This is a genomic window from Gracilibacillus oryzae (assembly GCF_009498735.1).
GTDB classification, from domain to species: domain Bacteria; phylum Bacillota; class Bacilli; order Bacillales; family Amphibacillaceae; genus Gracilibacillus; species Gracilibacillus oryzae.
Window position 1 is genome coordinate 263,608 of record NZ_ML762427.1, and the last position, 5,594, is coordinate 269,201.

5 protein-coding genes are annotated in these 5,594 nt (G+C 37.8%); all 5 read left to right on the forward strand.

The genetic code is table 11. From position 1 onward, the window contains the following. On the forward strand, positions 1-558 hold a 558-nt coding region (locus F9U64_RS22925; protein ID WP_228275625.1), incomplete at its 5' end, for a GMP reductase. A gap of 167 nt (positions 559-725) precedes the next feature. Then, on the forward strand, positions 726-2,285 hold the full coding sequence (locus F9U64_RS08200) for a spore germination protein (protein ID WP_228275626.1): 1,560 nt from the start codon (positions 726-728) through the stop codon (positions 2,283-2,285). Next, complete coding sequence (locus tag F9U64_RS08205) at positions 2,282-3,379, forward strand: GerAB/ArcD/ProY family transporter (protein WP_153402521.1); 1,098 nt, start codon at positions 2,282-2,284, stop codon at positions 3,377-3,379. The genes F9U64_RS08200 and F9U64_RS08205 overlap by 4 nt, the downstream gene beginning before the upstream one ends. 1 nt (position 3,380) lies before the next feature. Further along, positions 3,381-4,565, forward strand: a complete 1,185-nt coding sequence (locus F9U64_RS08210; RefSeq protein ID WP_153402522.1) for a Ger(x)C family spore germination protein — start codon at positions 3,381-3,383, stop codon at positions 4,563-4,565. 427 nt (positions 4,566-4,992) lie between these two features. Then, positions 4,993-5,466 carry a hypothetical protein gene (locus F9U64_RS08215; RefSeq protein ID WP_153402523.1) on the forward strand — a complete coding sequence of 158 codons (474 nt, stop codon included), beginning with the start codon at positions 4,993-4,995 and terminating at the stop codon, positions 5,464-5,466. The last annotated feature ends 128 nt before the right edge of the window (positions 5,467-5,594 follow it).

Below are 5,594 nucleotides of genomic sequence, written 5' to 3' on the forward strand. Positions count from 1 at the left end.
GAGAGCTTTGTCATTGCTGGTAATGTTGGTACTCCTGAAGCTGTTAGAGAATTGGAGAACGCTGGTGCTGATGCGACAAAAGTCGGGATTGGACCAGGTAAAGTGTGTATTACCAAAATCAAGACTGGATTCGGAACTGGCGGCTGGCAGTTGGCAGCATTACGCTGGTGTGCCAAAGCAGCAAGCAAACCAATCATTGCAGATGGCGGTATCCGCACACATGGCGATATTGCGAAGTCCATTCGTTTTGGAGCAACAATGGTTATGATTGGTTCCCTTTTTGCGGGACATGAAGAGTCGCCTGGTGAAACAATTGAAGTAGATGGACAGTACTACAAAGAATATTTCGGTTCAGCATCTGAATACCAAAAAGGTGAAAAGAAAAATGTTGAAGGGAAAAAAATGCATGTAGAGCATAAAGGTTACCTTCAAGATACATTAACGGAAATGGAGCAGGACCTCCAATCATCTATTTCCTATGCTGGCGGAAAAACATTAGAAGCAATTCGCCTTGTCGATTATGTTGTTGTGAAAAACTCCATCTTTAATGGCGACTAAAATACAAATATAGTAGGAAGCATACTTGATCCATCGTGATTAGGTATGCTTTTTTGTTTACAATCACTAGATGAGTATTCCCCACTGAAACATCAGCCTCATACTGTATTTCGCATAAAAAAAAATAAACTGGGAAAACAAAAGAGGAAGAATCGCTTATTTTCGAGGTGGTTAAAATACATAATAACAGATTTTCTAATCAGAATAAAAAAAGAGAACAGCCGAAGGAAGATACTTTTTCTAACATAATAACGAATAATTTAGAAGAAAATCTGGATAATCTCAATAAATTATTAGATAAACCAGATGATCTGCTGATTAGAAAATTCTCCATTCGTGGTTCCGAGCACCAATGTGCCACTGTTTATATCGATGGACTGGCAGATAGTAATTATGTTCGTAATAATATCATTGAAAATTTACAAATACAGAGAGGGAAAATACAAATTCCCCAAAATAAAGAGATGCTTTTTGATGTTTTAAACCAGGAACTCCTCTCCAGTACCACACTTGAAACAGGTCTTACGTTAGATGATGCTTCAAACGGAATATTAAGCGGAAATACAGTACTTTATATAGATGGTATAGACAAAGTGTTTATAATCGGGACACAAGGCTGGGAAAAACGCGCTATTGAGGAACCTGTCACAGAATCAGTGATCCGCGGGCCTCGAGATGGGTTTGTAGAAGATTTACGAACAAACATGACGCTAATACGCCGGTACATCCATGACCCAAATTTACGATTTAAAACACACCAGATTGGCAGGCGATCTAAAAAAAATCTTGTTGTAACATACATTGCAGATGTTATCCATCCAGATATTTTAAAGGAAATTAACAGGCGACTTGCCTCTATTGACACAGATGACGCACCAGAATCAAGTTTCATTGAACAATGGATAGAAGATGATTACCTTTCTCCTTTTCCGCAACTTATCAATACAGAGAGACCTGACAAAGCCTCTGCTGCTCTTTTACAAGGAAAGGTTGTCATTTTGCTTGATGGCAGTCCATTTGTACTAATAGCTCCTTCAACTTTAGGAACTGCTATGCAATCACCAGAGGATTATTATGAGCGCTGGACAATTGGGACATTGCTTAGAATCTTACGCTATTTAGCAGCGTTTATCGCAATATTTCTCCCATCACTATATATTGCATTAGTTTCCTTTCACCCTGGAATGATACCATCAAATCTGGCTTTCTCTATCGCAGCATCAAGAGAGGGTGTTCCATTTACACCGCTAGTTGAGGCATCTCTTATGGCGATTACGATGGAATTATTACGAGAAGCAGGAGCACGGTTGCCAAAAACCATTGGACAGACCATCGGAATTGTTGGCGGACTTGTTATAGGAGATGCTGCGGTACAGGCAGGAATTGTCAGTCCGATTATGGTTATCGTTGTTGCTCTAAATGCCATAGCTTCATTTGCTTTACCAGCATATAGTATAGCAATCGCTTTTAGAATCATCTTGTTTGGTTTTATTATATTATCCGGAATATTTGGTCTATACGGAATTATTATCGGTTATATCATGGTAAACATCCATATTGTAAACCTGAAAAGTATTGGAGTACCATTTTCAACTCCATTCGCACCTACCTTCTTTAAGGATTGGGGAGACCTTATTTTTCGTAAACCCGTACCTTTGCTAACAGAACGGCCAAGATATATGCAACCGAATAATAAGAAGTCAACAGTTAAGGAGAATAAGGAATGAAGCGATTTGAGTATGCTGATGAAAAAATATCTGATAATCAAATATTGGTTGCAATGCCTTCTTTTGTGATCGGGATTGGTATTTTATATCTGCCACGTAGTATGGCGTCAGTAACGACAGGGTCTGATGGCTGGTTATCATTAGTAATCGGCGGAATAATTGCTGTCATCATCACATGGTCTGTTGCTAAGCTTTCAGCAAGCTTCCCTAACCAGTCTTTTATCAACTACTCCTCGACCATTGTTACTAAACCGATAGCGACAGTCATTACATTTTTGTTCGTAATTTTAGGAATAATGGTAACAGCATTACAGGTTCGCCAAATTGCGGATATTTCCAAACACTATTTATTAATAGAAACACCTGTTGAGATCATATCATTGGTGTTTCTATTATTGATCCTGTATGGGGTAGGAAATTCAAGAGCAGGTTTATTCCGGCTCAACACAATGTTTTTACCATTTGTCCTATTTATCGCACTAGTTGTTATTGTATTTAATATTAATCACTTTAACCCAGACTTCTTAATGCCAGCTTTTCAGACTGGTTTCGGCGGCTTATGGGAAGGCACAAAGGGCAGTATTCTTTCCTATGCAGGGTTTGGTGTTGTATGGTTTTATATCACACTTGTAGAAAGACCAGAGAAAACGCCCAAAAAAGCTGCCATTGGTATGTGTATTCCCATTATTTTATATTTAGTTCTTTATCTTGCTTGTATCATGGTTTTTGGAAACTCTGTAACCGCTAATTTGCAATACCCAACGATTGAGCTTGCGAAAATTGTTGAGATTCCAGGCGGGATTCTAGAACGGTTTGAATCCTTATTCTTTGTTATTTGGATTATGGCTATTTTTAACACAACCGCAATGGCATTAGATATTGCGATACTTGCTCTCCATTCTATTTTTGGAAAGACAAATAAAATCAAACTTCTTTTTATTGTTTCACCCATCGTATACATAACTGGAATGTACCCGCAAGACTTAATGCAGCTTTCTCATTTCTCTACATTTATTGGTTACAGCTCATTAATTTACACAGTCTTTGTTTATATTTTGCTGTTTGCAACAGCAAAAATAAGGAAGGTGATATAAAATGGGGAATTTTCTTCGATTAATGTCATGCTCCTGCTTATTAATACTAACTGGTTGCTGGGACTCATTACCGATTGATGAGAGGGGGTTTGTTATCGGCAGTGCAATCGATATGGCTGGAGAAATTCAAGATAAAAACTATGATATTACAGTTACCCACCAGTTTGTTGTACCCGGAAACTTATCAAACCTCAGCCAGTCTGGAGGAGGTGGAGGGGACAAAAAAGCCTTTCAGAATATCTCTGCTACTGGTCAGAGCCCGTTCCAAATTACTAGAAATATGTTAAGCCTTACCGATCTAATTCCTAACTCTGAACATCTAAAGATTTTAATTATCTCAGATGAGGTTGCAAGAGAACCTGACTTATTCTCAAGTGTAACAGACAGTTTTATCCGAGATCATGAAATGCGAAGAGAAGTAAAAGTAATGATCACTAATGGAAAAGCAAAAGATTTACTTGAAAATGAATCGGATACAGAGCAGCTTCCATCCCGGCACATAAATAATATTATGGAAAATAACATAAAATCATTAGAATTAATACAATCTGTAAGGGTAGGTACATTACACCAATATCTGCTGAATGATGACAGTTATGTTCTTCCGCTTATAACCTTGTCAGGCAAAGATATTAACTATAATGGTGCAGCCATATTTGCAGGAAAATCAGATCAGCAAGTAGGTACACTTAGTAATGAGGAAATAAAAGGACTCAGACTGGTAAAAGGAGATATCACCAATGGAATGTTACCTTTTCATATCGACGGTGAACTGATGATTTACGAGATAAATACTGCAAATAGTTCGATTGCAATAAATACAGCCAATCCTGAAAAGATGGATATTTCCATAACGATAAATACGGAAGGTTTTATTGCGGAGATGTTCGGCAGCAGGTCACTATTAGATCAACAGTATATAAATAAAATAGAGAAGGAAATAAGTAAGAAAATCGAGCAAACGGTAAACAATACAGTCAAGAAAGCACAACAGGAATTAGGAATTGACTTTTTCAATTTCAGCAGCATATTAAGACAGAAGCACTATGACGTCTGGAAAAAGATTGAGAAAGACTGGGAAGATGGAGAGAAGTTATTTTCTCAAAGCAAAGTGAATGTAACAGCGAAAGCGATTGTACGAGATATTGGTGCTTCAGACAAAGCAAAAGATGATGGAATGGAGTGAGAAAAGTGTGGGAAAATATTGTGGGAAGGCTGCCTAGTAAGTTAATACTGATTTGTACGATATTATCTTATCTCGCTCCTTATCTCATTTATAAGGTTAACCAGAAACTGCATAAAAACGGGGACCCACCTTGGAAGAAAGAAACTTGATTAATTAAAGAGCATTGATCAGCAGGGATTTGCCTCCCACTGATCAAGAACAAAAGTTATCAGGATGCTCAGCGTCTGTTGTAATGGGCTTGCTGTTATCTTTTCTGGAAAAAAAAACTAATGAGGCTATCAATTGAAGAAGGTGTTAAAATGGAACTCCATACAAAATTTACGTCCATAAAGAGAAGTGTTCCCTGTTTTCCCCCATCCATTAAGTCCCAGTCCGTTCCAATCATGCTGTTTATACATAATGCCTTACATAAAAAAGGGCCAATAACTTGAAGGCACCTGAGGTACTATTCTGGAGCGTCGCATTACCTGGATTCGGGCAGTTGCTCAATGGGAAGATTGTTAAGGGCTTTATCTTAATCGGATTAGAAATATTAATTAATGTAATGGGAAATTTAAACGAGTTGATTATCTTTAGCTTTTATGGGCAAATGGAAATGGCTGTTGATGCAGCTAACTTCCAATGGCTTATGTTTTACCCATGTTTATATTTTTTCGCTATATGGGATGCTTTTCGTGATGCCGGTGGTGATCAAAAGCCCTATTCATTCTTACCCTTTGTATTTTCCGCTTACTTTGTAACAATTGGTACGATCTATTCCTCTAGTTTCACATTATTTCAAGTACTGCTAGGACCTGTATGGCTGCCAATATTAAGTGTAGTTCCCGGTTTAGCCACAGGCTTTCTTCTCCAATGGCTGATAACGAAAGCAAAGAACAAACCTTCCAGTGTAAGTAACTAAGCACCTGTGACAAAACTATAGTATATCTAACAAAAAAAACCCGAATATCAATGATATGCTCCCCTTAAGGTAGACAGATTAAAAATATAAAATCTGTTCATCTTAAGGGGAGTTTTTATGTCTAATCG